The organism is Catenulispora acidiphila DSM 44928 (genome assembly GCF_000024025.1).
GTDB classification, from domain to species: domain Bacteria; phylum Actinomycetota; class Actinomycetes; order Streptomycetales; family Catenulisporaceae; genus Catenulispora; species Catenulispora acidiphila.
In genome coordinates this window covers 2112563-2130397 of sequence record NC_013131.1, presented here as the reverse complement: position 1 = coordinate 2130397, position 17835 = coordinate 2112563, and the positions used below count along the sequence as shown (strand labels likewise).

Sequence of the window (17835 nt, the reverse complement as noted above, 5' to 3'; positions counted from 1 at the left end):
TCACTGCCAATCGCAATAGGCTGATGTCGCTCCGTGCGCCATCGCCGCGAAGCCCGGACCCCGGTCGAAGAACGCCTCGTGGCCACGGAACATCCACATCTCCTCGCGCAGTGTCCCGGTCGCCGCGGCATCGACCTCATAGCCGGTACCGACCGGCGTCAGCACCACGCCGTAGTCCCGCCGCGCGCCCTCGATCGAGACCTTGCCCCACCGCACATCAGTGATGATGTCCGCCATCGGCCGCTCGAACGGGTCGCCCCACCCGCCGCCGCCGGTCGTCCGGATCCGGATGATCTCCCCGGCGTACACCGGTTCGGCGTCCGCCAGCGCGTCGACCTTCCGCTCCGCGGGACCGCCCGGATCGATCACCACCTCGAACGGCCGGCCCGCCCGGCCGCCCTTCACGCCCCAGCAGCCCAGGATCGAGCGGTCGGCGATGCTCATGAAATCGGCGTCTCGCAGCATCCTGATCTGCTTCTCATAGCCGAGTCCGCCGCGGAAGCGCCCCGCTCCGCCGGAGTCCACCGCCAATCCCAGTTTCTCCACGCGGAACGGCCAGCGCGCCTCGGCGAACTCCACGGGGATGTTCCGCGAGTCCGGCACGACGTGGATCGTGTCCTCGCCGTCGGCGTAATAGCGCCCGCCGGAGCCGCCGCCGAGGACTTCGCGCATCAGGTACGGCAGCCCGTCGGCGTCGGTGCCGTAGACGCCGGTGTAGCGGATGGTCTCCTGGTCGGCGGGCATGCGGCCGTCCACGGCTTTGGCCAGCGCCCCGGACAGCACGCCGAGCAGCCGCAGGATCACGAAGGTGCGGGCGTTCGTCGGCGCCGGGAACACCGGTGTGAGCAGCGTTCCAGGCGGCGGGAAGCGCATCTCGATCAGCGGGACGACGCCCTCGTTCACGTCGAGCTCGGCCATCCGCTCCGGGCTGTCGGCGAGGTTGCGCAGCACCGGGGCGAGCCACTTCTTCAGGAAGTTGCCGTCCGCGTAGTCGCCGCAGTGGTTGATCGGTCCCTTCGCCTGCGGTCCGGTGCCGTCGAAGTCGATGATCAGCCGGCCGCCGTCCTCGGCGAGCTTGGTCAGCGTGATGCGCTGGCGGTGCAGCTTCGGCGGGTCGACGCCGTCGTGCTCGGCGTAGTCCTCCCAGGTGTAGGAGCCCTCGGGGATCTTCGCCAGGATCTCGCGGCGGAAGGTCTCGGTGGTCAGGTCGATGATGGCGTCGAAGCACTCCTCAACGGCCTCGCGGCCGTAGCGCGCGAAGACCTCCCCGAGGCGCCGCGCTCCCATCAGGCACGCCGAGCACTCCGCGTCCAGGTCTGCGGCCAGCGAGTCCGGCATCCGGGAGTTGCGCGTCATGATCTTCAGCGCCGCCTCGTTCGGCACGCCGGCGTCCCACAGCCGGATCGGCGGGACCATCAAGCCTTCTTCGAAGACGCTGCGCGCGCCGGAGGGCATCGATCCGGGGCACGCGCCGCCGATGTCGTCGTGGTGTCCGAAGGCCTGGACGAAGGCGGCCACCGCGCCGTCGTGGAAGACCGGCACGGTGACGCACAGGTCGGGAAGGTGTCCGATGCCGCCTTCGGAGAGGTAGACGTCGTTGTGGAAGAAGACGTCGCCGGGCCGCATCTGGTCCACCGGGTAGTCGCGGACCACCGGATGCACCAGCGCGGAGTACGACCGGCCGGTGAGCTTGCGCAGCCGGGCGTCGTGGATGCCGACGCGGAAGTCGTGGGCGTCGCGGATCATCGGGGAGCGCGAGGTCCGGGCGATCGCGGTCTCGACCTCGCGTTCGACGGAGGCCAACGTGCCCTCGACGATCTCCAGCAGCACCGGGTTCAGCACGGGCGTTCCTCCTGCGTCAGCAGCAGATTCCCCCAGCGGTCCACGGCGCAGACGAAGCCGGGGTGCACCGGGACGGTCGAGCCATATTCCTCGATGATCGCCGGGCCGCGGACGCGGTCGCCGTGCATGAGGGCTCTGCGATGATGGATCGCGGCTTCGACGGGGGTCTCGTCGAACCAGACCGGGCGGACGCCAGACGGTTCGGGTTCCCCGCCGCTTCGCACGGCGACTTCGGCGATCTCCGGGCGGCGGATCGGGCCGATGCCGGTGACGCGCAGGTTGACCCATTCCGCGGACTGGCGCTCGTCGCCGCGGAATGAGTACCCATACATGCCCTCGTGAGCCGCGTGGAAGGCTTCGACGACGGCTTCGGCGGCTTGCGGACCGAAGTCTTCCTCGGGCACGGGGACGCGCACCTCGTAGGCCTGCCCGAAGTAGCGGAGGTCGGCGCTGCGCTTGAAGACTTGCTCCGGCTCGGCGAACCCTTCGGCGTGCAGGGCTTTCGCCGCGGAGGCTTGCAGCTCGGCGAACAGGGCCCTGACTCGCCCGACGTCGACGCGGTCGTGGCGGCGGACGTAGGTCTGGACGTAGTCGTTGCGCACGTCCACGGTGAGCAGGCCGAACGCCGAGACGTTGCCGGGATCGGGCGGGACCAGCACCCCGCGCACGCCGAGGATGTCGACAAGACGACAAGCCAACAACGCGCCGGAGCCGCCGAACGCGGTCAGTTGGAAGTCGCGCACGTCCAGCCCGCGCTTGATCGTCACCTGTCGCAGGGCATTGGCTTGGTTCCACGCCGAGATCTCCAGGATTCCGGCGGCGACCGCCTCCTGGCTCAGACCGAGCTTGCCGCCGAGTACGGCGAGCCCGGCGCGCGCGGCGTCCCGGTCCAGCGGCACCTCGCCGCCGAGCAGGCCGTCGGGGATGCGTCCCAGAACCAGGTGCGCGTCGGTGACGGTGACCTCGGTGCCGCCGCGTCCGTAGCAGACCGGGCCGGGGTCGGCGCCGGCGGAGCGCGGTCCGACTTTGAGCGTGCCCTCCGGCGCCAGCCAGGCGACCGAGCCGCCGCCGGCGCCGACGGTCACGACGTCGATCATCGGGATCTTCGAGGGATAGCCGCCGACGCCGCCCTCGGTGGTGACGGCCGGTTCGCCGTGCAGGACGACCGCGACGTCGGTCGAGGTGCCGCCGCCGTCGAGGGTCAGGATGCGGTCGAAGCCGGCGTGCGCGGAGATGAGCGCGGCGCCGAGGGCTCCGGCGGCCGGACCGGACAGGACGGTGGTGACCGGTTGGCGGACGACTTCCTCCGCCGACAGCACGCCGCCGTTGGACTTCATGACGTAGAAAGGCACGCTGCGAGCGTTGCCGGTCAAGGCATCCAGGCGTTCCCGGATGCGGCCGACGTAGCCGGCGACGGTCGGTTTCACAGCGGCGTCGACGAGCGTGGTCATCGACCGCTCGTACTCGCGGTACTCGGGCAGGACGTCAGAGGAGATCGACACGGCGGCCTCGGGGAACTCCGCCTCGAGAATGTCGCGCATCGCTTGTTCGTGTTCTGCGTTGGCGTAGGAGTGCAGGAAGGAGACGCCTATCGAGCGGACTCCCGCCGCCTTCAGAAAGCGTGCCGCCTCCTTGGCATCGGCGGTGTTGAAGGCGCGGACCTCCTCGCCGTCGGCGTCCAGCCGCCCGCCGACACCGCGGACCAGGTCGGCTGGGACGATGCGCGGCGGCTTGACCCAGAAGTAGCTGTTGCCGTAGCCGTCGGGGACGGACTGGCGGGCGATCTCCAGCAGGTGTTCGAACCCTGCCGTGGTGATGAAGCCGAGGCTTTCGACCTTGCCCTGCAGGAGCTGGTTGGTGGCGACGGTGGTGCCGTGGCTGACGACGGCGATGTCGTGCGGGACGGCGTCCAGGAGAGTCAGGGCCCTGCGGACGGCGGCGAGGAACCCCCGCGAGGGATCGGCGGGCGTCGAGGGCACCTTGCCGGCGACCGCGCGGCCGTTGTCCTCGTCGATCGCCACGACGTCGGTGAACGTCCCGCCGGTGTCGATGCCGATCCGGATCATGCACCACCCCCGAGCCGGAACGGGGTCTGCGCCGGGCCGATCAGGTCCTTCTGGTAGGTGTCGAGCAGACCCAGATTGCGCTCGGCGAGGTGGTCGAAGGTCTGCGCGCGGTCCGAGCCGGGAGTCAGGGTCCGCATGGCGTCGGCCGGGTCCAACCGTGCGGCGGCCCAGCCCTCGTGCGAGGCGGCGCGCGCCACCACCTCGGCGATCGGCGTGACGATCAGCGAGTTGCCGAAGTAGTGCACGCCGGCCGGATCGGTGCCGGTGGCGTTGGCGCCGATGACGTAGACGTGGTTGTCGTAGGCGCGGGCCCGCGTGGTCAGCTCCCAGATGTCGGCGGACCGCAACAGCGCCGAGGGCCGGCAGATGATCTCCGCGCCGCGCACCGCCTGGATGCGGAACAGTTCGGGGAAGTCGCCGTCGAAGCAGACGGTGAGCCCGATGCGCCCGAGTTCGGTGTCGACGACGCTGACCGAATCGCCGGGCGTGACCCACTGCGTCTCGCCGGGGAACAGGTGCGTCTTGCGGTAGACCCCGAGCACCTCGCCGGTCGGTCCGATGAGCATCGCGGAGTTGTAGACCACGCCGCGCTCCTCGCCGCGCTCGTAGGTGCAGTGCACGACATGGACGCCGAGGCGCTGCGCCGCTTGCTGCACCGGCTCGGTGGTCGGGCCGGGGACCGGGCTCATCAGGTCCCAGAGTTCCTCCACGGGGATGCCGGGCGTGAAGCCGGTGGTGACGGCTTCGGGCAGCACGAGCAGGTCGGCGCCGGTCTCCCCGACGCAGCGCTCGATCAGCTCGACGGCGCGGTTGAGGTTCTCCCCGACGCTGTTGGCGGTGAGCGGGCCGGGGTGAGGGGCGAGTTGGAGGGCGGCTGCGGTCAAGGGGCGCATGTGGAACCTCGGGATGTCAGGTCGCGCTGTGGTGCGAGGAATGGCTTTGTGCGAAGCGCTTCAGCGGGAGGTGCGGCTCGATCGGCAGAGATACGCGCACTATGGCCGGCCATATCAGGGCACTTGTTCGGCGAAATGCTGTGCCGCACACGATTTTCGTGAAGCGCTCCAGCCTTGTGGCGCCCCATCCCCGAGTCCGTGTCGTTTCCCGTCACCGCGACCCCCGCCGACCGCTCAGGCGGCCCATCACGTAGCCGAGCACCACACCGCTCAGCGCCGCCGCCGCACCGGCGAGTCCTGCCGCCAGCGCCACCACCGCCGGGGATGTGCCCGGCTGCCCGGACGGCGCGGCGATCGGGAAGGCGGCGACCGGTCCGGTCGCGGGGTGCAGCACGGTCGCCGGGACCAGTTCCGCCTGGTCCTGGGCCGGCGCGGGGACGCCGTCGCGCGTCAGCACACCGTTCATGCCGGTGAAGAACTGGCCCGCGAGCTTGCGCGCCACGCCGCCGAGCATGCGCTGGCCGACTCCGCCGACCACGCCGCCGATCACCGCGTCGGCGTCGTATTCCACGCGGGTGCGGGCGGCGGCTTCGTCGACCAGCAGCATCCGGCACTCCGCCGAGACGGTGCCCGGGGCGCCGGCGCCGGAGGCGCGCAGGGTGAAGGAGCGGGGCGCCGACTGGTCGGCGAGTTCCACGCGTCCCTTGTATGTGCCCTTGATCGAGCCGACGCCGACCGTGACCACCATGTCGTAGATGTCGGGGGCGACCATCTCCAGGCGTTCGCAGCCGGGGATCGCCGCCGCCAGTGTTCGTGGATCCGTCAGCGCTTCGTAAACCCGCCCCACGTCGGCGTTGAGAACCGCGCTCCCGGAGACCTTCACGCGCTCACCTGTTCCTTCCGCGACTCCCGCGTCGTCTGCGTCATCTGCGACACCTGCGTCTTGCGCAACTCGTACAGCTCGCTCGGCGAGATCGGCATCCGCCGGACTGTCAGCCCTTCGGCGTCCTGGATCGCCGAGGCGACCGCGGCGGAGGTCGGGATGACCCCGGCTTCGCCCGCGCCCTTCAAGCCCAAGGGGTTCACCCCTGACGGCGTGACCATGTGCGCCGTTTCGATGTGCGGCACCTCGGTGGCGAACGGGATCAGGAAGTCCATGTAGGAGGCGTTCACCAGCTGCCCCGCCTCGTCGTAGACGATCCGCTCGTACAGCGCTCCCCCGACGCCCTGCGCGACGCCGCCGTGCACCTGTCCCTCGACGATGCGCGGGTTCACCACCACGCCGCAGTCGTGCACGACGCAGTACCGCAGGATGCGGATATCAGCGGTCTCGGGGTCGGTCTCGACCACGACGCCGTGTGCCCCGGCGGCGAACGTCGAGCGGTCCGGCATGTAGTAGCCGGTCGCCTCCAGTCCCGGTTCGTCGCCGGTCCCGAGGGCCGCCGCGAACTGCGTGGCCGCCTTCGCCGCCTCGTCGAAGGCGTACCGGAGCGGATTCGACAGCACCGCGACGGTGCGCAGATCGATCGAGGCGGTGTGGTCCTCGCGCCGTCGGACCTTCCCGTCGACCAGTTCCAGGTCGTCGGCGTCGATCCCGCCGCCGAGCGCCGCCGCCGCGATCCGCTTCGCCTTCTCGGCGACCTTGCCCGCGGCGATCGCGACGGCGTTGCCGCTGGTCACGATGGCGCGCGAGGCGAAGGTCCCGACCGCGTACTTGAACCGCCGGGTGTCGCCGGTGATGACGGTGACGTCGCCGACTCCGACACCCAGCACGTCGGCGGCGATCTGCGCGAGCGAGGTGTAGTGGCCCTGCCCTTGGGTGGTCAGCCCTGTGGAGACAACGATTTCTCCGGTTGTCTCCACCTTCACGTGCGCGCCTTCGTACGGGCCCATGCCGGTGCCCTCGACGTACGCCGCGACCCCGATCCCGATCCGGCGCCCCTCGGCGGCGGCCGCGGCGCGCTCGGCTTCGAAGCCGTCCCAGCCGACCAGCTCGCGGATCATCCGCAGCATCGTCGGGTAGTCGCCCGAGTCGTAGATCAGCGGACGGCCGTCCTGGAAGACCAGGCCTTGGTCGTAGGGCATCTCCTCGGGCTGGATCAGGTTCGCTTCACGAACCGCCAGCCGGTCCATGCCCAGGTACTCGGCGATCGCGTCCATCGTCCGCTCCATCGCGAACACGCCCTGCGGCCGTCCCGCGCCTCGGTAGGGCGTGACGATAACAGTGTTCGTATACAGCGATGTGAACTCCACCCGGTAGGCGCCGACCTTGTACGGGCCCAGCAGCTGCGTGGACGTCACGATCGGCACGATGATCCCGTAGGGCACATACGCGCCGTTGTCGTGCCAGATCTCGACGCTGAGCCCGCGCAGCCGCCCGGCGTCGTCGAAGCCGACCTCGACGTGCTGCTCCTGAGCGCGCTCGTGGGCGCTGGAGATGAAGTGCTCGCGCCGGTCCTCGACCCACTTCACGTCCCGGCCGAGCGTCATCGCCGCCCACGGGACCAGGATCTCCTCGGGCCAGGGATGCACGATCTTCACGCCGAACCCGCCGCCGACGTCGGGGGTGATCACCTCGACCCGGTCCGGCGGGAGTTCCAGCTTCGCGGCGACAGCGAGGCGGACGCTCGTCGAGGTCTGCGTCGAGGAGTGCACTCGCAGGGTTCTGTCATCGGGATCCCAATGCGCCAGAACGCCTTTGCCCTCCATCGGCATCGAGGCGCTGCGCTCGATGTGCAGGTCCAGGGCGAGGCGGTGCGGGGCGGCGGCGATGGCCTCCTGGGCGTCGCCCTTGCCGTTGGTCTGCACGCTGCGCGCCGCGATGTTGTCGGGCACGTCGACGTGTACCAGCCGCTCCCCGGCGCGCGCCTGGTCGATGCCCACGACCGGCGGCAGGTCCTCGTAGGCGACCCGGATCCGCTCGGCGGCGTCCTCGGCGACGTAGCGGTCGGTCGCGACCACCATCACCACGGCTTCGCCGACGTGGTTCACCTCGCCGTTGGCCAGGCAGTGCGGCGTGCGGGGGTGCGTCAGATCGGGATGCGGGATCAGCAGCGGGAGCGGCTCGGCGATGCGGCCGGGCAGGTCCTCGTAGGTGTAGACGGCGACGAGTCCTTCGACGTCGAGCGCGTCCTCGACATCGATGTCTGCGATACGCGCGTGCGCGACCGGGCTGCGGACGAACGCCGCCGCGAGGGCGCCGCGCCCGAGGTCGTCGAGGTAGCGGCCGTCGCCTCGCAGAAGCCGGGGATCCTCTTTGCGGACCAGCGGTTGGCCGACGAGCTTGTCACTCATGCGGCGCCTCCCGCTCCCGCTCGAGCTGTGTTTCATTCAAAATCTCCGCAGCGCGGAGTACTGCGGCGACGATGTTCTGGTAGCCGGTGCAGCGGCACAGGTTGCCGCCGATCGCCTCGCGCGCCTCCTCCTCGGTGGGCTTGGGGTTCTCCTCCAGGTAGGCGGCGATCGTCGTGATGAACCCGGGGGTGCAGAAGCCGCATTGCAGCCCGTGGCACTCCTGGAAGGCTTGCTGGACCGGTCCCAGTTCGCCGTCGGGGTCGCAGCATCCTTCGACGGTCGTCACCGAGTGGCCGTCGGTGGAGACCGCGAAGATGAGGCAGGAGCGGACCGGGGCGCCGTCGAGCAGCACGGTGCACGCGCCGCAGACGCCGTGTTCGCAGCCGAGGTGCGTGCCGGTGAGCCCGAGGTCCATGCGCAGGAAGTCGGCCAGCAGGCGCCGTGCCGGGGTCTGTCCGCGGCGGGTGACGCCGTTGACTGTGACAGTGACCTGATGCAGCTGCTCGCTCACGGCGCCACCGCCTCGTAGGAGGCCCTCAGCGACCGCGCTGTGAGGATGCGCGCCAGATGCTTGCGGTATTCGGCGCTCGCGTGGATGTCGTCCTCGGGTTCCAGCTGTTCGACGGCGATTTCGGCGGCTGCGTCCCAGTCGGCGCCGGCCGCGGTCACGTCCACGACCCGCGGCATCGGACCCATGGCGATGAACACCGCCTTCGCCGAGGTCACCTCGCCCGCCTCGGTGACGCGGACCGAGGTGCCGACGCCGCACAGCGCGTAGTCGCCGTTGCGGCGGGACATCTCGCGCCAGTCGGTGCCCGTCCGGCCCTTCGGTTTCGGGAAGTAGGCCTCGACGGCCAATTCGTCCTCCTGGCAGGCCGACTCCATGGGCCCGACGAAGAAGTCGGCCGCCTTCACGACCCGTTCGCCGCCGCGTTCGGAGCGCAGCAACAGCTCGCCGTCGAGGAGCGCCAGGACGGCGGGCATCTCGGCGCAGGGATCGGCGTGCACGAGGCTGCCGACGGTGGTTCCGCGGTTGCGGATCGTGGGATGCGCGACCGTTCGCACGGCCTGGCGTAACAGGGGGACGGCTTCGAAGGCGTGCGTGGCCCGCTCGACGTCGGCGTGCCGGGCCAGCGCGCCGACCCGGACGCCTTCCAGGTCGGTGCGGACGTAGGCCAACTCGTCCAGGCGGTTCACGTCGATCAGCCGGGACGGCGCCGTCAGCCGCATGTTCAGCATCGGCACCAGGCTCTGGCCGCCGGCCAGGACCTTGGCGTGGGCGCCGTGCTCGGCCAGCAGGCGCACGGCCTCGTCGACCGTGTCCGGGCCGTGATACACCACCGGCGGGGGCTTCATGGAGGCATCCTCTTCTCGCCGAAAGGGTCGCGGCGACGTCGACTTGTGCCGAACGCCGCCGCGATCGCTGGCTGAACTTGCCCAAGGGAGCGGAGCGTGGGGCACGTCGCCGGCGTCCTGCCTGCCTGTCGTCGCTACTCCTGGCCTTGTACCCCGCCCGGGGGTCCCGATGCTTCCGGTGGGCCGTCCGCGTCGGCGGCTGGGCCGGCGGCAGTACCGGAGCCCGTGCCGAAGCCTGCGGTCTTCAGGTACGCCGGGGCGATGAGCCGGGCGCCGTGGTAGCACACGATGGTCACGATCGTGCCGAGCGCGATCCCGGACAGCGAGAAGTTGTCGGTGAACTTCAGGCTGGTGTTGCCGATGCCGATGATGACGCCGGCGGCGATCGGGACCAGGTTCAGCGGGTTGCCGAAGTCCACCCGGTTCTCGGTCCAGATCTTCACGCCGAGCAGGCCGATCATGCCGTAGAGCACCACGGTGATGCCGCCGAGGACGCCGCCGGGGGTGGCCGCGACCAGGGCGCCGAACTTGGGTGAGAGGCCGAACAGGATCGCCACGAGCGCCGCGACGTAGTAGGCCGCCGTGGAGTAGACGCGGGTGGCGGCCATGACGCCGATGTTCTCGGCGTAGGTGGTGGTCGGGGAGCCGCCGAAGGTGCTGGCCACGACCGTGCCGAAGCCGTCGGCGGCGATGGCGCGGCCCATGTACGGGTCCAGGTCGTCGCCGGTCATCTCGGCGACCGCCTTGACGTGCCCGGTGTTCTCGGCGACCAGCGCGATCACCGCCGGGAGCACCAGCAGGATGAAGGCCCACTTGAACTCCGGGAAGTGCCAGCCGGCGACCTGGTGCGCGCCGCTGCCGGTGGTCTTGTTCGGGAAGCCGACCCACTTGGCGGCCTTGAGCTGGTCGAAGTTGACGCGCCAGTGCGTGGTGTCGTGCCCGGCGCCGGGATCGTAGGAGGTGATCCTGCCGAAGATCTGATCGGCGATCCAGGACAGCACGTAGCCGAACACCAGGGCGACGAAGATCGCTATCCGGCCGATGAACCCGCGGACCCCGACCATGATCCCGATCGCCGCCAGCATGGTGATCAGCGCGATCCACTGATCCTGCGGCCAGTAGGTGTCCGCCACGACCGGCGCGAGGTTGAAGCCGATCAGCAACACCACGGCGCCGGTCACGACCGGGGGCAGGACCGCGTGGATCACCTGCGCGCCCAGGAGGTGGACCAGGACCCCGACCACCAGCAGGACACCGCCGGCGATCAGGATCGCGCCGGTGACGTCCTGGTTGTCGCCGCCCTGCGCGCGGATCGCCGCCACCCCGCTGACGAAGCTCGCCGAGGTGCCCAGGTAGCTGGGGACCTTGTTCTTGACGATCAGCAGGAAGCAGAGCGTGGCGACCCCGCTCATCATGATCGCCAGCTGCGGGTTCAGGCCCATGACCAGGGGGAAGACGAACGTCGCGCCGAACATCGCGACGACGTGCTGCGCGCCCAGCCCGACGGTGCGCGGCCAGGACAGCCGCTCGTCGGGACGGACGACCGAGCCCGGTGGTGGAGTCTTGCCTTCGTATGCGACCCGCCAGCCGAATGTCATGGAGCGGACTGTAGTGACGGTGTGACGGGCGTCACAAGTACTGGAGGGTTACTGATTTCGCAGGTGGCGAGGTTGCCGCGTCACAGTCCCCTCATGTGCAAGATACGGAGAGCTACCGAGAGGTCCAGCCGGAGGTCCGGACGCTCCATGAACGGGCCGACGAGGCGTTCGATCTTGCCTATGCGGTATCGCAGGGTGTTGTAGTGGAAATGCAGGCGGCGGGCGGCTTCGGCGACGTTCAGGTTGGTGTCGAGCAGGACTTCCAGGGTCATGCGCAGGTCCTCGGCGTCGGGATCGCCGTCGGCGGCGAGGCCCTTGAGCGTCTGGCGGGCGAAGTCGCGCAGCTCGTCGGGGTCGGGGACCAGGGAGAGCAGGCGGTAGACGCCGAGGGCGTCGAAGTGGGCGACGGAGCCGGGACCGTTCAGGCGGCGTCCCATGCGGACCGCGCGGCGGGCCTCCTCGTAGGCGGCGGGGAGGTCGGCGACGGTGGCGACGCGGCGGGAGACGCCCGTGGAGAAGGTGCGGCGTCCGCCTCCACCGGTGCCGGAGACTTCCGCGATCAGGCTTCTGACCTGGGGGTCGGGGTCGTCGCCGGTCTTGAGGACGACGACGACTTCCTGGTTGAAGCCCGCCACGGGGTTGGTGCGGTCGCGGGCGGCGACGACGGTCTGCCAGGCGGCGGCGAAGCGTTCGCGGGCGGGGCGCAGGGCGTGCTGGGAGGCGGGGAGGACGGACTGGCCGGGGTCGAGTTCGGCGACGAGGACCACGAGGTGGCGGGAGTCGGGGGTGGGGGGTTTGGGGGTGGGGCGGGTGGCGGCGGACGTGGCGGTGACGGTCGCGTCGGCGCGGGTGTTGGCGCCGGTGGGCGAACCGTTGCCCGCGCCTATAGCGGTTCTCGTGATTCCGCCGTTGCTGTGTCCTGGGGCGTGTCCCGGTCCGATGTCCCAGCCGAGGGTGGCGGCGTGGGCGGCGGCTGACTGCGGGTCGTCCAGGCGACCGGTCAGCAGGTCCCTGAGGAAGTCGGCGCGGTACTTGTCCTCGACCGCGGCGACCGCGAGCTGCTTGAGCACCGCGAGGGCGGCGACCGTGGCGGCGCGTTCGAGGGCGGCGACGTCGGCGGCGTCGAAGGCGCGGCGGCCGGCGAAGGCGACCAGGCGGCCGTGGTCGACGCGGCCGGCGACGATCGGGACCAGCGCGTGCTGCGCGCCGTGGTGGGTGGTCAGGCCGGGCTGCTCGGCCTCGGTGCGCAGGCGGTGGTCGGCGTCTTCGGGGGCGGCGTCGAAACAGGGCAGGTGGCAGACGGTCTCGGCGCCGCACTCGGCCAGGACGCGGCCATCCGGCGTCGTGACCAGCACCGGGCCGCCGAGGATGTGCGCCAGCTCGGCGGTGAGCTCGGCCAGGCCGCCGCCCTCCAGCGCGATCTGCGCCAGCGAGCGGTGGACGTGGTCAACGCGCGCCAGGACCGCGGACTGGCGGTCGAGGATGTCGGACAGGACGTCGGTGAGGATGTCGTCGAAGGCCACACCCTCGGGCAGCTCGATCACCGGGAAGCCCAGCGCGTCGGCGGCGGCGAGGAGCTCGGGCGGCAGGTCGCCGAGGTAGCGGTGCGGCTTGATGGCGATGGCGGACAGCCCGGCGCGGTCCAGGTCGCCGATCAGGTCGGTGAGCGGCGAGGGCGAGTGGCGCAGCGGGTAGCCGGTGGTGAGCAGGAGCTCCTTGGGCTTGACCCACGGGAGGATGTCCGGGACCTCCATCACGTTGACGCGCTCCACGACGCGGTCGTGCCCGGCGTGCCCGGCGACGATGCGCGCGCCGGCCAGGGCGGGGAGGGCCAGGGTCTGGGTGACGGTGAGGCCGATGGGGGTGGCGGTCATCGTCGTTTCTCCGGTGCTTCCGTGCTTGGCTGCCATCGTCTCCGCCCTCGATTCGGCTCTCGGCTCCGCCCTCGACTCCAGGCTCGACTCCGCGCTCGACTCCGTTGTCGGCTCGGCCATCCGCCGTCCCCCGTTCGCCTCGGTCGCCTCGCTTGGCGATGTGGATATCTGCGAAGCTCTGGCGCCGTCCTTGTCAGGATTGCCCATGCCCGGACAGTAGCCCCGAGGTCTAGCGTCGCGACAGGCCCTCGCGGAAAGGATCGATGCCGGTGTCGGTGTCAGTGGGAGGCGGAGCGGTCGAAGCCGTCGAGCACGTCGAGCACGTCGAGGTGCGCCGCGGGGAGTACCACGACTCCGTGACGCTGATGCTCGCCGGGCGCGCGGTCGCCGGGGTCGCGGGCGTCGGGCGCGTGCTGGTGGCGATGGCCACGGAGCTGAACGTCGCGCTGCTGGCGGAGCTCGGGTACGCGGCGCTGCCGGATGCCGGGCCGGGCGACTTGGTCGTGGCTTTCACGTGCGAGGGCGATGGCGGAGACGCCGAGGGCTCAGACAGCGCGGATGCCACCGAATCCGCCGCGCTCGCAGCATTGGCCGACTCCCTCACCCCCCAGCCCGGTGGCTCCATCACAGCACCCGGACATCCGCACCAGGGCCGTCCCGACCAGCCCGCACCCCGCACCACGGCCACCGCACTAGGCCGAACGAGTGCACCCATCACCCTGATTTCCACCCCCGGCCTTGCCTCCGTCGCCGAGGCCATGGAATCCTTGGAATACGGCGCATCACCGATCATTTTCAGCGATAACATCCCGATCCACCACGAAGTACGCCTCAAAGAAGAGGCACGACGACGCGGCCTCCTGGTCATGGGCCCCGACTGCGGCACCGTCGTCCTCCACGGAACCGGCCTGGCCTTCGCCACCATCGTCCGCCCAGGCCCGATCAGCCTCGTGGCAGCCTCCGGCACCGGCGCCCAGCAACTGATGGCACTCCTCGACGCCGCCGGCACAGGCATCCACCACTGCCTCGGCGTAGGCGGCCGCGACCTGACCGAGCAGGTAGCAGGCCGCTCCACCCTCGCCGCCCTGACAGCACTGGCCGACGACCCCGCAACAGAACTCATCACAGTGGTCTCCAAACCACCCCACCCCACCATCGCCGCCAAAATCCAAGCCCACGCAGCAACCCTCGGCAAACCAGTCCACTTCGCCTTCGTAGGCCCGAACCACCCCACCCTGACCGAGTCAGCGGAACACATCCTGACCGCCCTCGGGCACCAGGCACCGCAGCCATGGCCACAGTGGGCGCCCACCGCGACGACGGCAGCGGTGGCAACGACGGAGCCCATGCCGCCGAGCGCACCGATGATCCGCGGGCTGTTCAGCGGCGGCACGCTGCGCGCCGAGGCCGAAGTGGTGCTGACGCGCGCGGGCGGACAGATGATCGACAACCAAAGATCGGGTGGGCGGGGGGCGGGGGAAAGCAGAGGACTGCAAACACCGCCCGACGCCGCCGACGAACGCCTCGGCACGGCCGCGCACGCGCACGCCGCTGCCCAGACCGCGCGCGCCGACGTGCACGCGCCTGAGAACACGCCTCGACCAGCCGACGAAGCGCCTGCCACGGCAGCCGCCACGCACACCGACTTGCACGACCCAGAACTCAGCGCGCCCGAATCGCCCGACGCCGCCGACGAACGCCTCGGCACGGCCCCGCACGCGCACGCCACCGCCGCCACCGCCGCTGCCTTCGCCTTCGATCTCACCGACTTCGGTGACGACGCGTACACGCGGGGGCGGCCGCATCCGATGATCGACAACACGCTGCGGTCGCGGGGGGTGGCTGAGGCTGCGGCTGATGAGCGGGTTGGGGTGGTGCTGCTGGATGTGGTGCTGGGGCGGGGGGCGCATGCGGATCCGGGGGCGGAGATTGCGGCGGCTATTGGTGCTGCGCGGGGTGTGCGGGCGGGGTTGGCGGTGGTTGTTTCGTTGTGTGGTGCGGCTGGGGATCCGCAGGGGTTGGGGCGGCAGGCTGGGGTTTTGGCTGGGGCGGGGGCTTGGGTTTTCTTGTCGAATGCTGAGGCTGCGGGGGCGGCGGCGCGGTTGGCTCTTGGTGGGGTTGCTGTGGGTGGCGGCGCGTTCGGCGTGCGCTGATTACTACGACTGTCAGGACGGCGATGTCATTGCTCGAAGGTTCCGGGGCTGGTGTCTCGATGGCGCGGCTTGAGCCCACGCATGTCGTCGCGGCTGGTTTGGCGGGGTTCGCGGACGACCTTGTGGAGCAGGGCGTGGCGGTGACCAGGGTCGACTGGCGTCCGCCGCCGCCTGGGACCGAGGGTGACCTGGCTGACGTGGCGGTCGATGCGCGGCGGGGTGAGGCGAACGCGCTGGCGGTGCGGCGGATGCTGGCGGCGGGGTGCGAGCTGGTGGATGTGCGGCCGGCGTCGGAGGTGCTCGGGGTGGAGCCGGGGCAGTTCCTGCATGCCGGGCCGCCGATCGGGTGGGAGCGGGCGTCAGGGCCGTTGCGCGGTGCGTTGATCGGGGCGGCGCTGTTCGAGGGGCTCGTGGAGACGGCGGACGACGCCGTGGACTGGTTCAGTGGCGGCAGCGGCAGCGGCGCGAGTAGTACGAGCAGAACCGCCCCCGAGCTCGCCCCCTGCCACCACCGCGGCGGTGTCGGACCGATGGCGGGGGTCGTGTCGCCCAGCATGTGGTTGCTGGAGGTCCGGGATCCGGTCGGGGGTGGGACGTCGTGGTGCAGCCTGAACGAGGGACTTGGCAAGGTGCTGCGATACGGCGCGTTCGGGCCCGAGGTGGTCGAGCGGCTGCGGTGGATGGCGGGGGTGCTCGGACCGATGCTGCAGCGGGGGGTGCGGCGGCGGGGGGCGGTGGATGTGAAGGCGATCGTCGCGCAGATGCTGCATATGGGTGATGAGGGGCACAACCGGAATCGGGCCGGGACGCTCATGCTGCTGCGCGAGGTGCTGCCGTCGCTGATCGAGGGCGGGGAGGACGGCCGGGAGCTGGCCGACGTGGTGCGGTTCGTCTCCGGGAACGACCACTTCTTCCTCAACCTGGTGATGCCCGCGTGCAAGCTCGCGGGGTTGGCGGCGTCGGGGGTCGCGGGGAGCACGGTCGTCACCGTGATGGCGCGTAACGGGACCGATTTCGGGATTCAGACCTCGGGGACCGGGGATCGGTGGTTCACCGGACCGGCGAACACGCCCGAGGGGCTTTTCCTCGCCGGGTACGGGCCGGAGGACGCCAATCCGGATATCGGCGATTCGGCGATCACCGAGACGGCGGGAGTCGGCGGGTTCGCGATGGCGGCCGCGCCGGCGATCGCCCGGCTCGTGGGCGGGACCGCGGCCAGTGCCGTGGCGACCACGCGGCTGATGTACGAGATCACGCTCGCCGAGAACCCCGCGTTCACGGTGCCGGCGCTGGATTTCCGCGGCACGCCGACCGGGATCGACGTCGGGCGGGTCGTGCGCACCGGGGTGCTGCCGCAGATCAACACCGGGATGGCCGGGCGGGTGGCGGGGACCGGGCAGGTCGGTGCGGGATTGGTGACGCCGCCGATGGAGTGCTTCACGCAGGCGCTCGCGGCACTCGCGGAACTGGCACGAGCGGATGAGACGCGTGCAGATCTAGCGCCCGAAAACCACCCCACACAGCGACCGACCAACCCCGAACAGTAAGCCCCCGCACCCGCTCGGCGCTCCCTACCGCACCGCCCGCACCCCCGCTTCCGGCACTCGGTACGGTGGCGCCGTGCTCAGCGCCTTCATACCGATCTGGCTCCTCACCGGCCTCGGTTACCTCGCCGCCCGCTTCAACCTCGTCGGGGCGGTGTCGGCGGACGTGGAGGCGGTGCTGGGGCGGTTCGTGTTCCGGGTGGCGATGCCGGCGTCGTTGTTCGGCATGCTGGCGCGGTCCGATCTGCACGCGCTGGCGAACACCTCGATCGTGGCGTTCGGGGTCAGCTCGCTCGCAGCGTGCGGGCTCGGGCTGGTGATCAGCACGCGGGTGTTCGGGCGCGACGTCTCGAACGGCGCGGTGGTCGCGATGGCCTCCGGGTACGTCAACTCCGCGAATCTGGGCATCCCGGTGGCGATCCAGGTGCTGGGCAACGCGGCGTTCCTGTCGACCGTGATCCTGTTCAACACCGTGCTCGTGACGCCGATCCTGATGACGCTCATGGGCTTGGGCGACGGGCCTTCGCCGGGGATACGGCATCGGCTGCGGGGCATAGCCCTGCTGCCGGTCCATAATCCGATCATCATCGCGTCCGCGTTCGGGGCGCTGGTGTCAGGGACCCACTTCCACGTTCCGGCGGACGTGAGCAGTGCGCTCACTCTGCTTGGCGGAGCCGCGGTACCGGTCGCGCTGATCACGCTCGGCATGTCGCTCTACGGCGGCAGCGGCAAGGGCACTGCCAAGGACGGAAGCAGAGACGCCAGCAGGCACACCAGCAACGACGCGTACACCAGCGCCGAAAACAGCTCCATAGCCAGCGAAAACCTCAACCCCGAGCAACGCATCGAGAAATCCCGCATCGCCGAAGCCGCGATAGCCCTGACCCTCAAGATCGCCCTCCAGCCGGTCCTCGCCTACCTCCTCGCGCGCTACGCCCTCGACCTCTCCGGCCGAGACGTCCTCGCCGTCACGCTCTGCGCCGCCCTCCCCACCGCCCAGAACGTGTTCATCTACGCGAGCGAATACGCCCTCGACACCGTCTTCGCCCGCAATGCCGTGATCTTCTCGACCGTCACCTCCATGGCGGGGCTCTGGACGGTCGTCGCGCTCCTGAAGTGAGGCGCGGTTCGTCACCGGTTCGGGTGAATGCGACCAGAGCGGCCAATCGTCGTATTTACGCCACTCGACCTCCCCCGGAACGCCACCGGCCCGCA

The 17835-nt window shown here is 70.5% G+C and carries 12 protein-coding genes; 3 read left to right on the top strand and 9 right to left on the bottom strand.

What is annotated here, in order from left to right:
* The 9 genes from CACI_RS09355 to CACI_RS45315 form a co-directional block, all read right to left on the bottom strand.
* Positions 1 to 1842: a hydantoinase B/oxoprolinase family protein gene (locus tag CACI_RS09355; protein ID WP_012786091.1), complete on the bottom strand. Its 1842-nt coding sequence runs from the start codon at positions 1840 to 1842 to the stop codon at positions 1 to 3.
* Positions 1836 to 3908: a hydantoinase/oxoprolinase family protein gene (locus CACI_RS09350; RefSeq protein ID WP_012786090.1), complete on the bottom strand. Its 2073-nt coding sequence runs from the start codon at positions 3906 to 3908 to the stop codon at positions 1836 to 1838. The genes CACI_RS09355 and CACI_RS09350 overlap by 7 nt, the downstream gene beginning before the upstream one ends.
* The gene (locus tag CACI_RS09345; protein WP_012786089.1) at positions 3905 to 4801 is read right to left on the bottom strand and encodes a carbon-nitrogen hydrolase family protein; all 897 of its coding nucleotides are present in this window, start codon (positions 4799 to 4801) and stop codon (positions 3905 to 3907) included. Before CACI_RS09345 ends, CACI_RS09350 begins: the two co-directional genes overlap by 4 nt.
* A gap of 211 nt (positions 4802 to 5012) precedes the next feature.
* Positions 5013 to 5684 (bottom strand): SRPBCC family protein, encoded by a 672-nt coding sequence (locus CACI_RS09340; RefSeq protein ID WP_012786088.1) that lies wholly within the window; start codon positions 5682 to 5684, stop codon positions 5013 to 5015.
* On the bottom strand, positions 5681 to 8095 hold the full coding sequence (cutA, locus tag CACI_RS09335; protein ID WP_012786087.1) for an aerobic carbon-monoxide dehydrogenase large subunit: 2415 nt from the start codon (positions 8093 to 8095) through the stop codon (positions 5681 to 5683). Before cutA ends, CACI_RS09340 begins: the two co-directional genes overlap by 4 nt.
* A complete protein-coding gene (locus CACI_RS09330; protein ID WP_012786086.1) occupies positions 8088 to 8606 on the bottom strand; it encodes a (2Fe-2S)-binding protein in 519 nt (172 codons plus the stop codon). Before CACI_RS09330 ends, cutA begins: the two co-directional genes overlap by 8 nt.
* Positions 8603 to 9451, bottom strand: a complete 849-nt coding sequence (locus tag CACI_RS09325) for an FAD binding domain-containing protein (RefSeq protein ID WP_012786085.1) — start codon at positions 9449 to 9451, stop codon at positions 8603 to 8605. The genes CACI_RS09330 and CACI_RS09325 overlap by 4 nt, the downstream gene beginning before the upstream one ends.
* Positions 9452 to 9585: 134 nt before the next feature.
* Positions 9586 to 11049: a uracil-xanthine permease family protein gene (locus tag CACI_RS09320; protein WP_012786084.1), complete on the bottom strand. Its 1464-nt coding sequence runs from the start codon at positions 11047 to 11049 to the stop codon at positions 9586 to 9588.
* A gap of 80 nt (positions 11050 to 11129) precedes the next feature.
* Entirely contained in the window at positions 11130 to 12923 is a 1794-nt protein-coding gene (locus CACI_RS45315) for a PucR family transcriptional regulator (RefSeq protein ID WP_049871522.1), read from the bottom strand.
* 365 nt (positions 12924 to 13288) lie between these two features.
* On the opposite strand from CACI_RS45315, the gene CACI_RS45310 reads away from it, so the two are divergent.
* The 3 genes from CACI_RS45310 (at position 13289) to CACI_RS09295 (ending at position 17740) form a co-directional block, all read left to right on the top strand.
* Positions 13289 to 15076 (top strand): hypothetical protein, encoded by a 1788-nt coding sequence (locus CACI_RS45310; RefSeq protein ID WP_223297623.1) that lies wholly within the window; start codon positions 13289 to 13291, stop codon positions 15074 to 15076.
* Positions 15077 to 15099: 23 nt separating this feature from the next.
* Positions 15100 to 16623 carry a YlbE family protein gene (locus CACI_RS09300; protein WP_012786081.1) on the top strand — a complete coding sequence of 508 codons (1524 nt, stop codon included), beginning with the start codon at positions 15100 to 15102 and terminating at the stop codon, positions 16621 to 16623.
* 73 nt (positions 16624 to 16696) lie between these two features.
* Entirely contained in the window at positions 16697 to 17740 is a 1044-nt protein-coding gene (locus CACI_RS09295) for an AEC family transporter (protein WP_012786080.1), read from the top strand.
* Positions 17741 to 17835 lie beyond the last annotated feature (95 nt).

What these genes read in the sequence shown, in the direction of transcription:
- CACI_RS09350 (WP_012786090.1), bottom strand. Translation starts at nt 3,908, where the DNA reads ATGATCCGGATCGGCATCGACACCGGCGGGACGTTCACCGACGTCGTG.
- CACI_RS09345 (WP_012786089.1), bottom strand. Translation starts at nt 4,801, where the DNA reads ATGCGCCCCTTGACCGCAGCCGCCCTCCAACTCGCCCCTCACCCCGGC.
- cutA (WP_012786087.1), bottom strand. Translation starts at nt 8,095, where the DNA reads ATGAGTGACAAGCTCGTCGGCCAACCGCTGGTCCGCAAAGAGGATCCC.
- CACI_RS09325 (WP_012786085.1), bottom strand. Translation starts at nt 9,451, where the DNA reads ATGAAGCCCCCGCCGGTGGTGTATCACGGCCCGGACACGGTCGACGAG.
- CACI_RS09320 (WP_012786084.1), bottom strand. Translation starts at nt 11,049, where the DNA reads ATGACATTCGGCTGGCGGGTCGCATACGAAGGCAAGACTCCACCACCG.
- CACI_RS45315 (WP_049871522.1), bottom strand. Translation starts at nt 12,923, where the DNA reads ATGACCGCCACCCCCATCGGCCTCACCGTCACCCAGACCCTGGCCCTC.
- CACI_RS45310 (WP_223297623.1), top strand. Translation starts at nt 13,289, where the DNA reads ATGCTCGCCGGGCGCGCGGTCGCCGGGGTCGCGGGCGTCGGGCGCGTG.
- CACI_RS09300 (WP_012786081.1), top strand. Translation starts at nt 15,100, where the DNA reads ATGTCATTGCTCGAAGGTTCCGGGGCTGGTGTCTCGATGGCGCGGCTT.